The sequence below is a fragment of the Flagellimonas amoyensis genome (assembly GCF_003058265.1).
Taxonomy (GTDB): Bacteria; Bacteroidota; Bacteroidia; order Flavobacteriales; family Flavobacteriaceae; genus Flagellimonas; species Flagellimonas amoyensis.
Genome location: NZ_QBUK01000002.1, coordinates 369,113 through 389,046, shown reverse-complemented (window position 1 = coordinate 389,046; position 19,934 = coordinate 369,113). Strand labels below are relative to the sequence as shown.

General features: G+C 44.9%; 11 protein-coding genes and 3 pseudogenes. 11 read left to right on the top strand and 3 right to left on the bottom strand.

Annotated features, from left to right (window positions below; genetic code table 11):
• Positions 1-211: 211 nt before the first annotated feature.
• From DB398_RS04215 to DB398_RS04205, 3 genes and pseudogenes are all read left to right on the top strand, one after another.
• A complete protein-coding gene (locus tag DB398_RS04215) occupies positions 212-1,474 on the top strand; it encodes a MutS-related protein (RefSeq protein WP_108423143.1) in 1,263 nt (420 codons plus the stop codon).
• A gap of 96 nt (positions 1,475-1,570) precedes the next feature.
• Positions 1,571-2,698 (top strand): annotated as a pseudogene (locus tag DB398_RS04210) (IS3 family transposase).
• 175 nt (positions 2,699-2,873) lie between these two features.
• Positions 2,874-3,928: pseudogene (locus tag DB398_RS04205) on the top strand (IS481 family transposase).
• A 110-nt stretch (positions 3,929-4,038) separates the two neighbouring features.
• Here the strand turns inward: DB398_RS04205 and DB398_RS04200 are convergent.
• The 3 genes from DB398_RS04200 to DB398_RS04190 form a co-directional block, all read right to left on the bottom strand.
• Positions 4,039-4,938, bottom strand: a complete 900-nt coding sequence (locus DB398_RS04200) for a hypothetical protein (protein WP_159076305.1) — start codon at positions 4,936-4,938, stop codon at positions 4,039-4,041.
• 109 nt (positions 4,939-5,047) lie between these two features.
• Complete coding sequence (locus DB398_RS04195; RefSeq protein ID WP_159076304.1) at positions 5,048-6,628, bottom strand: sulfatase family protein; 1,581 nt, start codon at positions 6,626-6,628, stop codon at positions 5,048-5,050.
• 317 nt (positions 6,629-6,945) lie between these two features.
• Complete coding sequence (locus DB398_RS04190; protein WP_108423140.1) at positions 6,946-8,760, bottom strand: alkaline phosphatase; 1,815 nt, start codon at positions 8,758-8,760, stop codon at positions 6,946-6,948.
• Positions 8,761-9,120: 360 nt separating this feature from the next.
• Here DB398_RS04190 and DB398_RS04180 point away from each other — a divergent pair, with 360 nt between their 5' ends.
• The 8 genes and pseudogenes from DB398_RS04180 to iolC all read left to right on the top strand — a co-directional run bounded on the left by DB398_RS04180 (position 9,121) and on the right by iolC (position 19,931).
• Positions 9,121-12,279, top strand: a complete 3,159-nt coding sequence (locus DB398_RS04180; protein ID WP_159076303.1) for a SusC/RagA family TonB-linked outer membrane protein — start codon at positions 9,121-9,123, stop codon at positions 12,277-12,279.
• A gap of 10 nt (positions 12,280-12,289) precedes the next feature.
• Positions 12,290-13,666 (top strand): RagB/SusD family nutrient uptake outer membrane protein, encoded by a 1,377-nt coding sequence (locus DB398_RS04175; RefSeq protein ID WP_108423137.1) that lies wholly within the window; start codon positions 12,290-12,292, stop codon positions 13,664-13,666.
• Positions 13,667-13,779: 113 nt separating this feature from the next.
• Entirely contained in the window at positions 13,780-15,681 is a 1,902-nt protein-coding gene (locus tag DB398_RS04170) for a hypothetical protein (protein ID WP_108423136.1), read from the top strand.
• A gap of 220 nt (positions 15,682-15,901) precedes the next feature.
• Positions 15,902-16,051, top strand: a pseudogene (locus DB398_RS18610) (LacI family DNA-binding transcriptional regulator); the annotation flags it as partial.
• A gap of 15 nt (positions 16,052-16,066) precedes the next feature.
• Entirely contained in the window at positions 16,067-16,951 is an 885-nt protein-coding gene (locus tag DB398_RS04165; RefSeq protein ID WP_262497737.1) for a substrate-binding domain-containing protein, read from the top strand.
• Between the two features lie 125 nt (positions 16,952-17,076).
• Entirely contained in the window at positions 17,077-18,042 is a 966-nt protein-coding gene (locus DB398_RS04160; protein WP_108423134.1) for a class II fructose-bisphosphate aldolase, read from the top strand.
• On the top strand, positions 18,039-18,914 hold the full coding sequence (gene iolB, locus DB398_RS04155; RefSeq protein WP_108423133.1) for a 5-deoxy-glucuronate isomerase: 876 nt from the start codon (positions 18,039-18,041) through the stop codon (positions 18,912-18,914). The genes DB398_RS04160 and iolB overlap by 4 nt, the downstream gene beginning before the upstream one ends.
• Positions 18,915-18,917: 3 nt before the next feature.
• Positions 18,918-19,931 (top strand): 5-dehydro-2-deoxygluconokinase, encoded by a 1,014-nt coding sequence (gene iolC / locus DB398_RS04150; protein ID WP_108423132.1) that lies wholly within the window; start codon positions 18,918-18,920, stop codon positions 19,929-19,931.
• The last annotated feature ends 3 nt before the right edge of the window (positions 19,932-19,934 follow it).

The window sequence follows — 19,934 nt, the reverse complement described above, 5'->3', positions numbered from 1 at the left end:
TGAAGACGTACAAATTTATGCTAGGGTATTGGAAAAGAAAGTAGGAGAAGATATGAGGATACTGGTTGAAAAAATGGTTGGTAAGTAAAGCTTTCCAGTAAGAATTGATCAAATTCATCAATTTTACTCCATTTTAGCAGTATATAGATGTATTTTACATCCATATTATCTAGTTACTTGCAAGTTGAAAACCGAACTCTTTGAATAGAAAATGAATAATATTAAAGACTTAAATATAGAAAGTGAACTTTTACCAATATTCGACTATTCTCTGAATGTATTTTCAAGGAACAAAATCCTTGAAATTCTTGGAAAACCATTAGAATCGACTACGGACATAATTCAACGGCAGAATATCCTTAAAGGATTTTCTGAAAATGAGAAAATACTAAAGGACTATTCATATACTGTTCTATACTTAAACGAAGTTCATTTTTTCCTTAATGATGAAAAAATCGAGGACCTTTCAAAGAAAAAGCTGAAATATAAACTGTTTGCTTCAAAACAAGAGAAAGCAAGATATACAAGCAAGCTTAATCAATTGGTTTTGTTTTTCCATCGTTTGGAGTCCAAATATTTTACCAGATTGAGATTAGAAGCTTTTCCAAAGGAATATGCTTTGAACATAAAACAAATATTGCAGTTCCTATCAAGTTTTGGACTTCATAAGTTTGAGCATATAATTAGAGAAAAGGGACTTAAGGACAATCATGTAATTGAATTGACAGAAAAAATCAATGAACTAAAAAGGAAGGAATTGGTAAGGCCTTTTTGGGAAGCTTTTTTTCTGTTCGAGTCATATCTATCGATTCATATAGGGATCATAGAAAACAATTTTTCATTTCCAATTTTTACCAAAGACAAGATCAATCTTAGTGATTTTTACCATCCATTATTAGAAAATCCAGTCAAAAACAATCTGGAAACCAGCAGCAATGTAATCGTGTTAAACGGACCAAATATGTCTGGAAAATCAACTTTTCTTAAAGCTATTGGACTTTGTATGTATTTTGGTCATTTAGGACTTGGCATACCAGCATCAAAAGGGGAAATTCCATTTTGTGATTACTTTTCAATTGAAATCAACAGAAGAGATGATATTTTAAACGGATACAGCCATTTTATGACCGAAGTGATGAACCTTAAAAAAGTAGTCGAACAAGTAACAAATGGGAAAAAATGCTTTGCTGTTTTTGATGAACTTTTTAGTGGTACAAATGTGGAAGATGGTTTTGAAATTTGTAGAACAACAATAAATGGATTAAGCAAATTCAAAAAGTCATATTTTTTTATTTCTACTCACATTCAAGAGCTAAAAAGTGTTTCAAACAGACAAATTGAAAATTATTATATCGATTGTGAGTTGATTGATAACACCCCTACTTTTACTTATCAGCTAAAAAAAGGTTGGTCGGACATAAAGGTTGGTCGGATTTTATTTGAGAAAGAAGGTTTAAACAAAATGTTGAATTAAAAAGAAGCCGGGGTAATGGCGATGAGTAATTTGTAAGCTCCCCTTAAAACCGAACTGTTTAAAAGTAGAATAATAATCTTAATTTTAAACAGCGTTATGAGGAAGAGCAAATTTTCACCAACACAGATTGCAATGATTTTAAAGGAGTTCGACAACGGCAAGTCCGTTGCCGAGATAACCCGTGACCACGGGGTCAGCTCTGCGGCATTTTACAAGTGGCGTTCGAAGTACGCCGGTATGAGCGGCAAGGAGCTCAAGCGCTTCAAGGAGCTCGAGGAGGAGAACCGCAAGCTCAAGCAGATGTACGCCACCTTGGCCCTGGACCACCAAATGGCAAAGGAGATCATCGAAAAAAAGCTCTGAGGTCCTGCCGTAAGCGAAGCATTGGCAAGGATTTTGCCCATTACGGCATCAGGGGCGTGCTGTGTCCTTAATATCAGCAAGAGCGTTTATTATTACAGTCCGTTGCCAAAGGATGACGGCGAGATTCAACAGGCCCTTCGGGAAAAGGCCAGGGAACATCCGGAGGAGGGTTTCTGGATAGCCCATCACCGTTTGAGGGCGGAGGGGAGGCCATGGAACCATAACCGCGTTTACTGTGTCTACAGGGCACTTGGACTGCCCTTGAGAAGAAAGGCAAAGAAACGCCTGCCGTCACGTGTAATGGAACCTTTGGAGGTCCCAGCGGAGGCGGACCATACTTGGAGCATGGACTTTGTCACCGATGTCCTAGAGAACAGACGGCGGTTCAGGGCACTCAACATCATGGACGATTACAACAGAGAGGCGCTGCACATCGAAGTGGACTTTTCCCTGACAAGCAACCAGGTGGTATGGGTCTTGAACCATCTGATAAACCGAAGGGGGAAGCCCAGGCGGATACGAATGGACAACGGCCCTGAATTCATAGCAAAGCTCACCTCCCAATGGAGCGAGATGCACGGAATAGAGTTCAAATATATACAACCGGGAAAACCGACCCAGAACGCTTTTATGGGACGGTTCAACGGCAGTTTTAGGAGAGGGACCCTCAACAGGTTCATCTTTGAGGACATCGATCAGGTAAGGGAACAGGCACGGATTTGGATGGACGATTACAACAATTACAGACCTAACAAGGCCCTGGGATATGTGTCCCCCAAACAATATCTGGAGCTTAATTCCTTGTGCGGTACCGCTCAAGGAATTAAAAACGATAACTTTGATGAAGTTATAGAAAAATGAGCAGTTCTATCTAGGGGGAGCTTACATCTTACAAGGGAAAATAGGGAGGACATGCAGAAGGTTATGCAGATTTATTCCAATAAGACAGAACAATTTCAGAAGCTAAGCTGTAATAGTTAAGACTTAATCTGACAATCTTAATAAATTAGTTTAACCCTTAAATTAGATTTGTCAGATGAGTACAGAAGAGAAGATTATCAAACCAAAGTTAGGACTGCTGGAACTTGCCAAGCAGTTGGGCAATGTATCCCAAGCCTGTAAGGTCATGGGATATAGTCGGGATAGTTTTTATAGGTTCAAAGAACTTTATGAACAGGGTGGAGAGCTGGCTCTCCAAGAAATTTCGAGAAAGAAGCCAATTCTGAAGAACCGTATCGGCGAAGAAATTGAGAAGGCCGTTGTAGCGATGGCCACCGAGCTTCCTGCCTATGGACAGTTACGTGTTTCCAATGAACTGAAGAAGCGGGGAACGTTCATATCTCCCGGTGGTGTACGGAGTGTTTGGTTGCGCCATGACCTAGAGACCTTTAAAAAGCGGTTGAAGGCCTTGGAGGTCAAATCCGCCTACTGACCGAGGACCAGTTATAGGCCCTGGAACGTGCAAAGGAGGAGAAACAGGCCCACGGGGAGATAGAAACGCACCATCCGGGCTATCTGGGCGCACAGGACACCTACTATGTCGGTTCCGTCAAAGGGATCGGCCGGATCTATGCGCAGACCTTTATCGACACCTATTGCAAGGTATCGTTCGTAAAGCTTTATGACCGCAAGAACGCCATTACGGCCGCCGACCTTCTCAATGACAGGGTAATCCCCTTCTTTCAGCAGAAAGGGCCTCCCTTGCTGCGCATATTGACCGACAGGGGAACCGAGTACTGTCGAAAACGGGAGCACCACGAATACCCGCTTTACCTGACCATTGAGGACATCGACCACACCAAGACCAAGGCAAAGAGTCCGCAGACCAATGGAATCTGTGAACGTTTCCACAAGACCATGCGGAATGAATTCTTCTTTGTCACCTTTAGAAAGAAGGTCTACAAGTCCATTGAAGAGTTGCAGAATGCCCTGGATCAGTGGATCGGATGGTACAACTCCGAGAGGACGCACACAGGAAAACACTGCTATGGCAAGACACCTTTGCAGACTTTCGAGGATTCCATACTTTTAGCAAAAGAAAAGCTTATCGATCACAATGAGCTTAAAAGTTCTTTTCAAGTGTCAGATTAACCAAAACTGTCAGGTTAAGTAGTGGCTAGTACAGCTAAGACATAATAACCTCCTATAAAAGTCGAAAAGCAGTTTAGGGAAGTTTTTGAGAAAGTAGCTAGGGAATCCCCTTATTTTTGTGAAAATATGTTGATTGCAATATCTTCGGAGGCATTTTTTTGGGTCGCCCAAATATGCAATTTCTCCCCATAATCAACCTCTAAGCCTGCAGCACCAATAAAATCCACTCCATTTGTACAAGTGAAAAGCTTTGTTGCAATCTTTTCCATTTGTGGTTCGAATTGATTAATACTGCTCACATAAATAAGGTCGGCACACCCGGTTTTCATTTCCGCATAGAACCCGATGGCAAAGATGTCCTTTTCATCCATGATGAGGTTGATGGATTGATAACTTGCCCAATCCTTTGGAGCGTCAAAACTTTTAAGCAACCTGTACTTTCCACTTTCGGGTTCAACAGCATAAAAATCCCAGATTCGGGAATCCCAGTTGGCCACCACCATCAAGTAACCCTCGCCGAGTTTTAGTAGTCCAGTGGCGCCGCTTGTCGGCCTTTTGGCTTCCCCTGTCCTATCGATGATGACATCGGGTATCGACTTATAAAGATTGCCATTCCCGTAATTGTAGATGCAGGCCTTTGCACTGGTCTTTTTGAAATTGTCCTCGATCCCTACCGCAAGATATCCATTGCTCACTTGGATTCCTCCTGCATGCCGGAACGGTTCTTTCATGAGTGTGATAAGGGTGTCGGTCTTTTGGCTTTCCATATCCATTTGTAGGATATAAGATTGGTGTAATGAACTCCCGGAAACCAAAAGTTTTTTTCTTCCCTGGGTCTCCATTACCTGAATCCCTTGAAAATGCCCATTTTCAGTAGGAACAACGAGGGTGTTTTTTATATGGACTGTGGTTGGGCTGGTGTCGATGGCCTTGAATGCTTCGGGAACATTCCTCACTTTCTGGGACCATATCGGGAAAGGAGATAGCAGCAATGGAATTACAAAGTGCACTAATCTTAAAGGTCCTTTTGGGCAACAAAAAAAGAAAACAGTTATTCGTTGAATCATTTTTTGGTTTGTTGAAGAGAGTTCAAAATCGAAGTGTCCCGAAAAAACCTGCCTAGTTGCCTGGTCTTAAAGCGTGCCTGTTCCTTACATCTTCAGGAAGGCTTAGGTTGTAGCTGGCCCCGAAGCCATCTATTTGGTGGTAGATGTATCCCTGCCAAGGGTCGAGCCCCAGTATTCTGGGATCTCCTGTTTCTTCCAAATGTGTTTTGAGTTGATTCCACATGGCATTTTTGTAGGATTGGTATTCTGGATCATACGCCAAGTTCTTGGTCTGACCTGGATCGTCGGCTATCTTGTAAAGTTCTTCCATAGGTCTTTTTCCGAAATTCCATTCATATTCCTCAGGGTATTGCGCAGCATGTTCTAGGATGAAGGTCTTTGTGGGACTGGCATCCACATCGCCATGATAGGTTCGGTTGGATGAAACAAAATCCGGTCCTCCTGTGGGCCACCGCTCCGATTCAAAATTTCGGATATACAGATATTCCTTGGAGCGAATGGCGCGGGCTGGATATGTGGCCCCTTCCGGCCTGCACCATGTATGTCTTTCGGTTGCGGTAAAAATATGGTCCCTTTCCTTTTCAACCTCACCTTCTTTCTCCGACATGAGGATGGGGAGTAGACTTTTCCCTGTCATTTCGGTAGGGATATCCAAGCCGGCAGCTTCAAGGAAAGTGGGCGCAAAGTCGGTATGGGACACGAGGTCATCCACAACTCGTCCCCCTTTGATCTTGTTGCCCCAACGTATGGCCAAAGGCATTCTGGTTCCCCAATCATATAAGGTGGTCTTTGCCCGGGGAAAGGGCATCCCATTGTCCGATGTAACGACAATCAGCGTATTGTCCAGTTCTCCCTGTTCTTCCAATATGTTGAGCATACTGGCCAAATGGGAGTCGTACCACTCTATTTCGTAATAATAATCCAGTATATCGCTTTTCACCACATCATCGTTGGGCCAAAAAGGGGGCACTTCCACATCTTCCACTTTTTTTCCGCTCATTTTCCCCACACCCTCTTCATAGACCCGGTGTGGCTCAGTGGATCCAAACCAAAAGCAGAAGGGTTGCCCGTCCTTGCGGTCCGTTAAAAAATCCTTGAAATTTTTGGTATAGTCCCGTTTGTCCACTCCACGGGCAAGATGCCCCTCCAATTTGCTGTTGTATGGGGTGCCAATAGGGTCTTTTTTGAGGCCCAAGGCCCCAAAGTCACCAGGAAGCCATCCTTTTCCGGTATAGCCCACATGATAGCCCGATTCTTCCAACATATGGGGATAAATTTTCAGATCGGCAGGAATGGAGCCAAACAGAACCCCAGCCTGCCCTATACGCCATATGTCCTGGCCGCTGATGACCGCACTTCTGGATGGGGTACACGAGGGGCTGGCTGTAAAAGAATGCGTAAAGAGGACCCCTTCTTCCGCAATTCTGTCAAATGCAGGGGTTTTTACCACTTTGTCCCCAAATGCACTGGTATGCAACCATGACTGATCGTCCGCAAAAACAAAGAGGATATTGGGTCTGTCCCTATTCTGCGACAAGTCTTCGTTATCGGCGGATTTTTGTGTTGGGTTGACGCATCCGAACACAGTTGAAAGAAATGCGACAAGGGTGACTTTTCGTAATATGGTATACACAATGATGGAGCTTTAGTCTGTTCAAGTAAACAAATAAATCCTATTTGTTCAATTATATGGAAGAAATGACCTGTTATTTTATGCAAACCTTTGCATTTTGTTTCGTTTTATCAAAAAATCATAAAATGTCTTGATGGTTGTTCAAATGGAAACCTGTTGCCGGGGATCATCCACTTTGGATGGTCATTGGGAATTGTAAAAGGAGAGTTTATGGAAACCCTTCAATATGTAGTTTGAAATCAAAAAAGCCCGGGAACAAATGCCCCCGGACTTCCGCACCAACTAAAAGTGCTAACTAAACTTAAATTGTGGAGAAATCAATGGGAGTCCTGTAGGATTTCCATGATCTTATGAACGACCTCATTGTTCTCATAAACGCCCTGAAATTTTTGGGAATGAGGCCCATAGGCAAAAATAGGGACCATGGCTGCCGTGTGATCGAAGGTGGTAAAATCCCCTTCGACAGTATGTGCGTTGAGGCTGCCTTGTGGAATGCTGAACCCCGAGGTCTCATGGTCTGCGGTAATAATGACGAGCGTGTTGCCCGATGTGTCTGCAAACTTGATGGCCTCGGTTATGGCCCTATCAAAATCGATTCCCTCGCTTATCAGGCCTGGTGCGTTGTTTTGGTGGGCGTACTTATCTATTTTGGCGCCTTCCACCATCAAAAAGAAAGGCTTGTTCTTGGCCTGTAGGAAGGCGATACTGTTTTTGGTGGTCTCCGCAAGTATATTTTCCCGGCCTTCCAAAATGCTGGGTACATCGCCGTCTGCAAGGAAATGGCCAACCTTATCGTGTTTGGAACTTCCTATGGTTTCTATACGGTCAAGAAGGGTGAAACCGGATAGGTCTTTTGGATCGTTGAAGTCCTTTTTCCCGCCCCCCACAAATAAGGAGAGTTGGCCCTTTGGAAGATCTGAGGCTATTTCGGAAGTCATGGACCGATCTTCTTGGTGGGCATAAAAAGAAGCAGGAGTCGCCCCGGTAAGTTTATCCGTAGTGATACAACCGGAAACATATCCGTATTTGGACAACATTTCGGGCATATTGGCGAGTGGTTGTCGCAAGGTATCCAGACCTATGGAACGGTTGTAGGTCTTGCTCCCCGTGGCCAAAGCCGTCCCGGCAGCAGCGGAATCTGTGGTAAAATCGTCCGTGGAGGCCGTTTTCAAAAAGCCAATGCTCCTAAGCTGCGTCAACGTCAATGCGCCACCATTGGCCAAAGTAGCAGCAGAGATTTGGGAAAGACCATTGCCATCGCCAATGAGGAGAATGATATTTTTTAAAGGCCGATCAGTTTGGTCAGGGGCATAAGTAGGGGTGTAGACTTCCGAAAAGATTTTGTTCCGGTACGTTCGCTCGGTCAGTGAGGTCATAAATTCCGAACAGGCAAATGGTTGGTCCGTATTGATGAAATCAACACCGAGAGCACTGAGTGACCTCCATGCGGTTTTTGTATCGGGAGTGGCCCAAAACCTGAAAGGTTTGCCAAGGCTATGGGCCTTATCAATGGTCTGCTTTACTTTGACAAGGTCTTCCGCGGTCAATCTTCCCAATCCGTTCCATGAAGATGTTTTTTTGAAGTTGAGGCTGATCAAGGCCACTTTGCTCCATGCCTCTGCATTGTCCAGGGTTTCCAGACTCTGGTAATCGAACGTTATGAAGGATGGGTAGTCCACATATTTTTCTGCAGGCGGTCGGCTCCCTGAAATGACCAAGGTTATTTTTTCATTTTCAGTGATATGGGGGTATGCTTCCAGTAAGGAGACCAAAATTTTTAGGGTAGGCTCGGCCTCCGATTTGATATCGATCAACAACTGCAGGGATTTTTGGGTCCCCAAGCCCAACGAAAGTATTTTTTCGATGGGTTGCAGATATAGGTTTTCAATGGTACGGTCGGGTTTTATTTCTGATGCTTCGTGGGTGGCATAAAGGATGCCGTTCTTTAAAAAGATGTCCACTTCGATGGAGTTTGCCCCACTTGAATAGGCATTCCAAAAGGGAACGGCCTGCTCATAATCATTATGGGAATGTATCTGCTGGGCAGAAACTTGGGAAACAAAAATGCATGCTCCCAAAAGAAATGAAAATTGGGAACAGATATTCTTTAAAAAGAGAGAAATATGGGCCATCGGATTGTTTTTTTGGGTTGAACACGCCATTATTCAAATTTTGTGATGAATGATGAATGTCCCAAAACAACAACAAATTATAGGTTCCATGAAAAAACATTATGCAAACCTTTGCACAATAATGGCAACACCATCCGCTCATTATCAGGGATTTATAAAGAGGTGGGGTAGGGTTCCTATCAAGGCTGGTGTTGCACGTGTAGCAAGCGTTGAAAACGTGTTTGAACCAGTCGTTAAATGCTTGCAAATTAAAGGTTAACCAATGCAAACCTTTGCATAAAGTTTTGAAGTGAGCATATTATCGATATGGGTTTTTTATTGTTATTTGGTTGCCGAATTAACAATTTTAATCAGCCAAATATGAAGAAACTTAAATTTTTAATATTCATTTTTCTTATTGGTTACTCAACGGTTTCGTGGGCACAGAAGACGATTACCGGTACGGTTACCGATAGTAATGGAACTCCTCTTCCAGGAGCAAGTATAGTTGAAAAGGGAACTCCCAATGGTGCAGTTTCCGATTTCGATGGACGATACACGATCACGACCGCTACAGATACCCCAACATTGATTGCTTCTTATTTGGGTTTTGAAACTGTGGAAAAAACTGTGTCATCTGCTTCGCAAACGATTGATTTCAGCCTTGCAGAGGCCAGTAATGTTCTGGATGATGTCGTTGTCATCGGTTATGGAACCAGTTCAAAGGAGAAGATTACCGGCGCCGTCGTAAGCTTGGACGCAAAGGATATCCAAGAATTTTCGAATGCCAACTTTGACCAAGCCATTGTGGGTAAGATGCCCGGTGTGGATATCTTGACGAATGCAAGGAATCCCGGGGATGGAAACACCATTACCATTCGTGGTGTTGGTTCCATTACCAGGGAAGCAAACCCCCTTGTGGTGGTGGATGGTTTTCCACTGGCGGAGGGTAGTTCGTTGAATGTGATCAACCCGAACGATATTGCAAGTATAGATGTCATCAAAGATGCAGCATCTTCTGCCATATATGGATCCAGGGCAGCCAATGGTCTCATTATGATCACCACCAAAAAAGGCAGGAGCCAAAAACCGACCGTTCAGGTGAACTCCGTTGTGGGTATCCAGGAACGCACAGGCAGCTATGACCTTTTGAATGCCTATGACGCAGCTATATTCTTCAGGGATGCGCGTAATAATGCCTATTTGAAGAACCATCCTACCGGTAGTGCAACAGATACTGAGGCCCAACGTATTGCTAATGGCGCAAACGTGAGGGAACTTATTTTGGACTATACCGTCCCATACCTGAACAATGAGCCAGGATTGACGGATTATAATTGGGAGGACGGTGTATATAGGGCCGGCATTGTACAAAACCACTACGTGAACGTTTCTGGGGCCACCGATGCCACAGATTATTCAGCCTCGATTGGATATACCAATGAAGAGGGTATAGTGATCACTGCCGATCAGAAACGCTACACGACCAATTTGAAATTGAACACCAAGCTGAGTGAACGTCTCAAGTTTGGGGTCAACCTGAATGGGTACTATGCGGAAAGGGGCCTTACCAATGGCAGCAATGAATACAGGTTTCCCATTGACCCTGCTGGTAGGGCCATGGTGTACATGTTCCCATTTTTCTCCGCCTATAATGATGCGGACCCTACAGGTTACAACATAGAGGCCCAGATCTTGGCCAACAGACCGTACAATGGAAACATGCAGGAAAACCCTGTGGCCATGGCCGAATTGTCCAAATATGAGCGAAGGGAGTTCAGAACGTTTGGGAACACCTATCTGTCCTATGAGCCCATTGACAATCTGGTATTGAAGAGCTCGGTAGGTTATTTGTTGGGAGCATCCTTCACAGACCAATATGCACCCATGCTTACAGGTGCCTATCGTGAATTGATCAGCGAGCGTAACTCACAACAAGGATCTGAGGATAGAAGCGACCAAGCCGATATCCTTATCGAGAACACCATCAATTACGATTTCAATATAGGCAAGCACTCCTTCAATACCTTATTGGGGCAGAGTTTCCAAAAAAGTACATCCACGGGACTCTCCGTACTAGGGTATGATTTTCCAAATGATATCATTGAGAACATTGGAGGATCAACGGTACAGACAGCCACTGCTTCCAGGAGCAGATGGACACAGCTTTCCTACTTTGGAAGGGTCATGTACAACTACGATGGCACCTATTTCTTATCGGGATCTATCCGTACCGACGGATCTTCCAGATTTGGTAAGGACAGTAGGTATGGTACTTTTGGGTCCTTTTCTGCGGGCTGGTTGTTGAGCAATGAGTCGTTTTTCCCTAAAAATGATGTCCTCACCCATGCAAAACTACGTTATAGCTGGGGACAAACAGGGAACAACCAAATAGGCAACTATGCCCAATATGCTTCCATAGGAACAGGAAGGGACTATCCATATGATGGAACGCTACATCCAGGTGCAGCACCATCAACGGCCCCATCATATTCCCTTTCGTGGGAGACCAATACATCGAACAACTTTGGTCTTGATCTGAATTTTTTCAATAAGGTGAGCTTGGGCGTGGATTATTACGTCTCCAACATCACTGACTTACTATTGGACAGGCCGGTTCCCCAGCACACAGGATTTGATGAATCCCTTCAGAATATTGGGGAGATGAAGAACAATGGTTGGGAATTTCAGTTGAACGCCTATGATTTTAATGTAGGGGGCATGCAGCTGGGCTTCAATGCCAATGTGGCCACCAACAAGAATGAAATCGTATCCTTGGGAGGTCCTGAGGAATTGTTCGAAGGTTCTAGCCAACGTTTTATAACACGAGTGGGCGAATCGTTATCCAACCTATACGGATATAAGATCATAGGGTTGTTGAAATCCGAAGAGGAAGTGGCAGCATACACCAGTACCACGACTACCACGCTTTCCGCACAAGTGGGGGACTATATTTTCCAGGATACGGATGGTAATGGTACTGTAAATGCGGACGACCGCGTGCTATTGGGGGATTACAACCCAGAGGTCACCTACGGTTTTGGAGTGAACTTGGCGTACAAGGGCTTTGATTTTAGCATGAACTTCAACGGAACTGTGGGAAGGGTGGCCTATGATGAAATGACATCAAGGTATCTGGAGTATGGGGAAGCGTTCACCAATACGAACTACTATTACTTCAACAATTATTGGGATCCCACCAGAAACCCGAACGGATTTTTGGCCCCACCCGATGCCTATGGCAATACATCCACGCGATCGGCAAGTAGAAACCCTACCAATTATAATGTTATGGATGCGGACTACCTCAGATTGCGAAGCGTGCAGTTGGGCTACAACTTTCCATCCAGTGTGGTGGAACAGTTACAACTTCAAAGCTTACGAGTGTATATTTCGGCGAACAACCTGCACACTTGGACAGACTACAGAGGCATGAACCCAGATGGTGGGGACAATGGAAACCCACTTCAAAGAGGATTCATCTTCGGAACAACTTCTGTACCACGACTTGTATCAGCAGGTATCAATCTAACCTTATAAAATTAGTATCATGGTTTTAAAACGAATATTCACATACATTTTGGCAATGCTGTTTTTTGTGGCCTGCGAAGATCAGTTGGACCAACTTCCGGAAACGAATATATTATCGGAAAACTTCTATACCGATCAGGATAATGTAGAAACCACAGTGACCGCAGCCTATAACGAATTGCAGGATCTCTACGATTATTATATGATCTTGTGGGGAGAGATACCCACGGACAATACCTATGTCCAAGCACCCAACTCCAATGGAGGGGTAAGGGCCTTGGAAGATTTTTCATGGATCAGTACCGATGGATTTGTGGGCAGTATCTGGGAGAACTCCTATGAAGGGATTTTTTATGTGAACACCGTATTGGATGTCATTGAAGATATTCCGTATGACAGTGAATCCCTAAAAAATATACGGATCGGGGAAATGAAGTTCATCAGGGGATTGTTATATGACAACCTTACCACCATATACGGGGATGTTCCCTTGGTATTGACCATTGATGATCCCGTGAATGCCTTTGATGACACCCGTACCCCGGTAGCGGAGATATATGCACAGATAGAGACGGATCTATTGGATGCCATTGCGCTATTGCCCACGAGCAACAGTGCTGGTAGGGCCAATGAGTATGCCGCAAGGGCCATTCTTGCCAAGCACTATATGAAACGCCAAATGTTCGGCGAGGCAGAGGACCAATTGGAGATCATTGTAGGGTCGGAACAATATGACCTAGCTCCCTTGGATGGATTGTTCGGTGTTGATAATGAAGGGAATGTTGAGGATGTATTCAGTGTTCAATATGCTTCCAACCTGGATGGGATGAGCGAGGGTAGTAGGTATTATTACATATTTACCCAGCCTGATGATCAAGGAGGAATGGGGGCCATGGCCATGGAAAGTTCCCTCTACGATCTTTATGAAGTGGATGATCTTCGTAGGAATCTGATCAATGAGTCCAGTAATGTCTACTATATCAACAAATGGACACCATCTCCCAACAGTAATAGGGAAGATGCCGGGGACAACCACTATGTGGTCCGATATGCGGATGTACTGCTGCTCTATGCCGAATGTTTGAACGAAAACAACAATACGCCCTTGGCCGGAACCTATCTCGATTTGGTTCGGGAGCGGGCCAATCTTACCGGCACTACGGCATCCGATCAGGCAAGCATGAGAACGGCCATCGCCCTTGAAAGAAGACTGGAGTTGGTAGGTGAGGGACACAGATGGTTCGATCTTTTGAGAACAGGAACGGCCATTCAGACCATGAACGATTTCTTCACTGCCGAGAATAGGAACATAACCGTTAACCCTATTCGTTTGTTGGCCCCGATCCCACAAGCAGAAGTCGACATTACCGAAATGCAACAAAACCCAGGATATTAGTGGGAAGGAATAAATGGTATATGAGATTGGATAGAGTTAGTCAAGTATTTTTTCTCTCATTGCAGGAAGGGGCCCTTTTTGGGGCCCTTCTCGCAATCTAAATATGAAGTAGCATGAAGGGATTGATACGTATGGTCTCCATGGTATTGGGCTCTTGTGTTATCTTCGGATGCTCAACGTCGGGGGATGCCCAATCTACGGTTACACCACCCGATGGAAATGGGGGTACTGATCCAACGGTCAAGGATTCCACTACGGCCATTTACAGACAGTTTTTTTTCCGGGGAACCCACAATTCGTACTCGGGAAACCTAGATGGCATGAAACGGGAAGGAATTGCGACCCAGTTGGAACGAGGACTACGGTTTTTTGAATTTGACCTATACTCATACCATACGCCAAAATATTTGGAAACCAATTGGTTGGAAGAAGGGAAGATAGCCTCGGTATTTGATTATCAAGGAAATACACATTTGCTATCCTATTCCGCCAGTAGAGGTGTCATGAACATATACAAGGTGTTGGATGGCAAAACCGTTCAGTCATACAGCAATGATGCAGAACCTCTTGATGCTGGGGAAAGAGAATTTTCCCTATTGACCTTAGGTACGGAACTATACATCTTAAGTTACGAATATAACACAGGGGATCTGATCATCTATGCGTTTGATGGCGAAGGGATGGACATCATATTTTCAGGTAAGTTGGGTGCCGAAAAGGGTTCATTGTCCACATTTGTTTATAAGAATACTGCTTATGTATCAGTCATCACCAATGATGGGTCTGTCCTTGAAATCCGTAAGCTCACCTTCGGAGAGGACAGTGCTAGCGTGGGGTCGGTCATTTATGAGGATGGTTCTGTGGATATTGGGGAGCTTGTTTTCCCTTTCGAGCAGGACAATGCCCTATATATCTTCAAGTACAATGCCCATTCTGCAAAACAATTTTCCGTGGATGCAGTGGATACCCATGCAGATACATGGTCCAAGGCGAACAGTGTTCTTGGTATGTCCGAAAAGCTTATGGGAGAGATACAGGCAGCATATACGGATGGAAAGCTCTATGTAAATTCCTATGGAACAAATGGGGATGTGATCGGATTCAGATTGATCATCGACAAAGGCATGCCCAATTTGGTCTATGAGTACAACAATGAAGGAAACATGCTCACCGAGGCCGATGCAAGTACATACCCAGCTGAAAATGGGTACTACTTGTTTTTGCAGAAAGGTCAAGAAGTGCAACTGTCCCATATCGATATGGGAAAACTTACCCTTGGGCATGATGCACCTGGTGATGAAGTGGATTTTTCCGTGGACAATCCTTCCTCCATTTTTCTGGAGGATTGGATATCCTATATCGTGGATTGGAGCAATGCACACCCCTATCACGAACCCCTTTTTATCATGACCGAACTGAAAGACTATGAACAGTGGATGGTCGACGCTAAGTGGCAGAACATCATCCGGCTTATGCAAAATAGTTTTGGGGATAGACTCAGGTATCACAGTTCCGATGGGTTCTCCAACGAAACCATTGTGGACAACAACAAAATAGTGGATGGAAAAACCCCCTATTTCATGGACAGTAATGGCTCGAAGGAAGGAGGGCTGTTGGGAAAAGTGGTCCTCTATATCCAGCCCAACATCAAGATCACCAGAAGTGCGGACACCAACAATTTTGAACCCTTTGTAACCAAGGATGGAATGCTTCAAGAGAATTTTCTCCAATTAAAAAGATACAGGGAGAACAATAAACTGGTGTCGCCCGACTGGCGGCATGCCGAAAACTATGGAAACGATATTGGGGCCCATATCGATGGTAAGGACGACAGTTACATCAGCCGGATTTTTCATATGCAAAGCCCGGATGGTGATGGCCAGTATGACAATATCCGATGCACGGACGTCATGTTCGCTGTCTCAGACAGGCCCTATCAAGGATTATATGTGGAATATGCAGAGGAGCAAAAGGTAAAGAACCAGCTGGCAACCGTTTCCGGTTGTGATGAATAGAGGCTGGTAGTACTTGAAAAAGTAAAGTTCATTGGTTTTTTGTCAAGGATAGACAGGGTAGCAAAATGCATCTGGATTGAAGGCTGATCGTTCTCACCTAGTGGGATGGAATCGGAAAATTAGTTGTATTTTGTATACAGGTCGAACAAAAAAATAGAAGATGTCTTGCTATTGATTTTGGAAGACGAACGACATCAAATGAAGTAAAGATTTATACAGATCTGTTATGAAAAAGGGACGTGTAACCCTCAAGGATATTGCAACCAAGCTCAATTTATCACCTTCAACGGTCTCAAGGTCGCTGAACGATCATCCCGCGATAGGTGAGGAGACCAAAAAGGCGGTGAAAGAGTTGGCAAACGCATTGGATTATCAGCCTAACCCCATGGCATTGGGCCTATTGCAGAAAAAATCCAATACCATCGGGGTGATCGTGCCAGAGATAACCAGTCATTTCTTTTCTGCGATCATCACGGGTATCCAGGATGTGATCGGACCATCGGAATACAACATTATGATCTGTCTTTCCAACGAGTCGTATGAAGAAGAGTTGACCCTGGTCAAAAAATTGTCGAAGATGAGGGTGGATGGCATTTTGGTATCCCCTTCTTCCGCAACCAAGGATTTTGACCATTTCCGCAGACTCCAGAACAATGATGTGCCTGTTGTCGTATTCGATAGGGATTGTCCCGGTCTGGAAGCGGATAAGGTGTTGGTGGACGATTATTCCGGAGCATATCAGGCAGTTGAATATCTCGTCCGTTCCGGTTGCACCAAAATAGCGCATCTGGGCGGACCGCTGAACCTGAGCACGACCAAGCATAGGTTGCAGGGGTATCTGGATGCCTTGGAGAAAAATGGGATCCCCAAAAGGGAAGAATATATTTTTCATGTCAAGGGTTTTTCGCATAAGGACGGTCTCAAGCCAGCGAGGAAGCTTTTGGAGATGGAAGATGCCCCGGATGCCATTTTTGCGGTAAACGACAACATAGCCACTTCGGCCATTCATGTGGCCAAGAAGATAGGCCTGAGGATACCCGAGGATATATCAATAGTCGGTTTTGATGACGAACCCCACTCATCCTATTTTTCCCCGGCATTGTCAACCGTTTGGCAACCTGTATATAGTTTGGGGATGTTGTCCGCAAGGATCCTGTTGCAACGGATAAAGGATACAAGTGCCAAGAACGATTTCAGGCTTGAGGTCTTTAAACCGGAGCTGGTGGTCAGGGCATCATCTAGGGAAAATTTGAGTGATATTTCTGGCTGATGTTGACTTAATTTTCATGCAAACGTTTGCATGCAGTTTTAGGGGCAATACTTTTGGACACAGGCTTTTTTTTGTTCTTTTACCCTTGGCATTAGGCTTATAATGAGCCAATAAAAAGTAAAGAAATGATAATTTCTCCAAAGGTTTTTTTTGATGATTGTTATGGGAGATATGCCATAGCCGCGGTAAATGTTTTTACCATGGAACAGGTGCACGGACTTTTCAGTGCTGCCCAAAAAGCAAATGCACCGGTCATGGTACAATTGACCCCTGTGGCGAGAAATTATGCACATGCCGGGATGCTATCGGCCATGATTGGCGCCGCAGCGAAAATTTATCCCAAAACGGTCTTTTCGGTACACTTGGACCATGGCAACGAGGAACATGCCTTTGATGCCATCAGGACAGGGGACTACCAATCCGTAATGATAGATGCCTCCCATGATGATTTTGAGACCAATGTGGCAAGGACCAAAAAAGTGGTAGAGGAGGCCCATGCCAAAAATATTGTAGTGGAAGCCGAGCTGGGCGTTCTTTCGGGAGTGGAGGATGATATCTCTATAGATGAAGAACACTCCTGCTATACCAAACCTTCCGAAGTGGCCGCCTTTGTTGGGGCCACCGATTGTGATAGTCTTGCCGTGGCCGTGGGTACCAGTCATGGGGCCTATAAGTTTTCGGGGGGGCAGGGCATTCAGTTCCATATCCTGGAAGAGATACAAAATCGATTGGAAGGATTCCCCATCGTATTGCATGGAGGGTCGGCGGTAAATATGGGAGAGATTGAGCGGATCAACAATGCGGGTGGAAACCTGACCGAAGGAGCAGCCGGTGTTTCGCCGGAAGAAATAGTAAAATCCATAAAATATGGGGTCTGCAAGATCAATATTGCGACAGATACCCGATTGCTTTGGACAAGGACACACAGGGAATTTTTCAAGAACAGCCCCGAACTGTTCGACCCCATTCTTCCTGGCAAGGAATATATCAAGGAATATGAGAAGTTCATGCTGCAAAAATTCGATTTGTTGGGAGCAACAGGCAAAGCAGAAAAATTGAGATCTAAACAAACAATAGTCACAAGAAAATGAAGAAAGAATCACATCTATTGGTCAAACCCCAACAGGCCAAGGGCATCTACCACAGTGTGACCCCGGAAACGGCAAATTGGACCTATTTGAGTTTTGGCGCACGTGAAATGAAGAAAGGGGAAAAGTGGGGACACAAGACCGAGGACAATGAAATGGTCATTGTTCTTTTGAGCGGTAATTTCAAGGTCGAGAGCGATAAAGGAACTTGGGAGACCCAGAATGGACGAACAAGTGTTTTTGATGGGGTGGCACATACCCTGTATCTCCCGAAGAATAGCAATTTTGTGTTGACTGCCACCAGTGATATGCTGGATATTGCCTACGGATGGTGCAAATCCGACGGGGACTTTCCCGCAAAATTTGTGACACCAGAGGAAACACCTGTCGTAATTTTTGGTGGTGACAATGCTACCCGGCAATTCAACGATTTGGTGCCCCCGGGTTTCGGGTGTAGTAAGATCGTGGTCCGTGAGGTATATACCCCTTCGGGCAATTGGAGCTCGTTTCCCGCCCACAAGCACGATGAAAGAATAGTGGACAACGAAGGCAATGTACTGGAACCCATACAGGAAGAGACCTACTTCTACAAATTTCAAAAACCAGAGGCCTATGCCATACAACAAGTATATACGGCAGACCGCTCCTTGGATGAAATTGTAAGGCCACGCCACAACAATGTGGTGTTGATTCCAAAGGGATTTCACCCTGTGGTCGCGGAACACGGCTTTCATTGCTACTACCTCAATTTTTTGGCGGGCACGGACCAATGCCTTGCCAATACCACAGATCCCGATCATGAGTGGATCTATGGCTCATGGAAAACAAAAGATGATAGATTGCCACTGGTAACGGCTGAAATGAACAAAGCATAAACAATGGACAATAAAAAATACGACGTCATAACTTTTGGTAGATCATCCATCGATCTATATTCCCAAAATATCGGTTCCCCGTTCAACGACATCAAAGGGTTTGATGCCTTTGTGGGGGGCTCTCCGTTGAACATTGCAGTGGCCTGCTCCCGATTGGGCCTCCAGGCCAGTTTGCTCACGGCCGTGGGCAATGACAAGGTGGGGGGCTTTATCATCGATTTTCTGGAAAAGGAAAACGTGAACACGGCCTGTATTCCCGTCAAGAACAGTGCCCGCAGCAGTGCGGTTGTTTTGGGGATTGAACCCCCAGATAAATTTCCCTTGGTCTATTACCGAGACAATGCGGCGGACAGTCAAGTGGATATTGATGATGTGCTCAGGGCCAAGATCGAGGACCATAAGATATTGCTCATCAACGGTACGGCCATGAACATAGAACCCACGAGGAGTGCTACTTTTTTTGCTGCGGAGATAGCACAGAAAAATGGAGTGGACATTGTGTTGGACCTAGACTTTAGGGCCGATCAATGGCACGACTACAGGGCCTTTGGGATCACGGTAAGGGCCATTTTGCCCAAGGTGAAGATTGCCATTGGTACCGAGGAGGAAATATTGGCCGCAACCTTGAGCGAAGCCTCACAAGTGGTCATAAAAGATCAACAGATATCAGCCCCCGAAATCAAAGGGGACATTGAAAAATCGATAGCATGGTTGCTTTCCTCAGGAATAGAGACCTTATTGGTAAAGAGAGGCGCGGACGGGGTAAGCATCTATTCCAAAGATGGCTCCCGTACCGATGTGCCCGGGTTCCCAGTAACGGTATTGAATGTCTTGGGAGCAGGGGATGCATTCGCAGGTGGGTTTCTGTATGGTCTGCTTCAAGGATGGGACCTGTACAAAGCATGCCGTATGGCCAATGCCAGTGGAGCACAGGTAGTGACCAAGAAAGGCTGTGCCAATTTTATGCCCACTCTGGAGGAATCATTAAAATTCATACAGGGCAAAGGAGGGTTTTGAGCA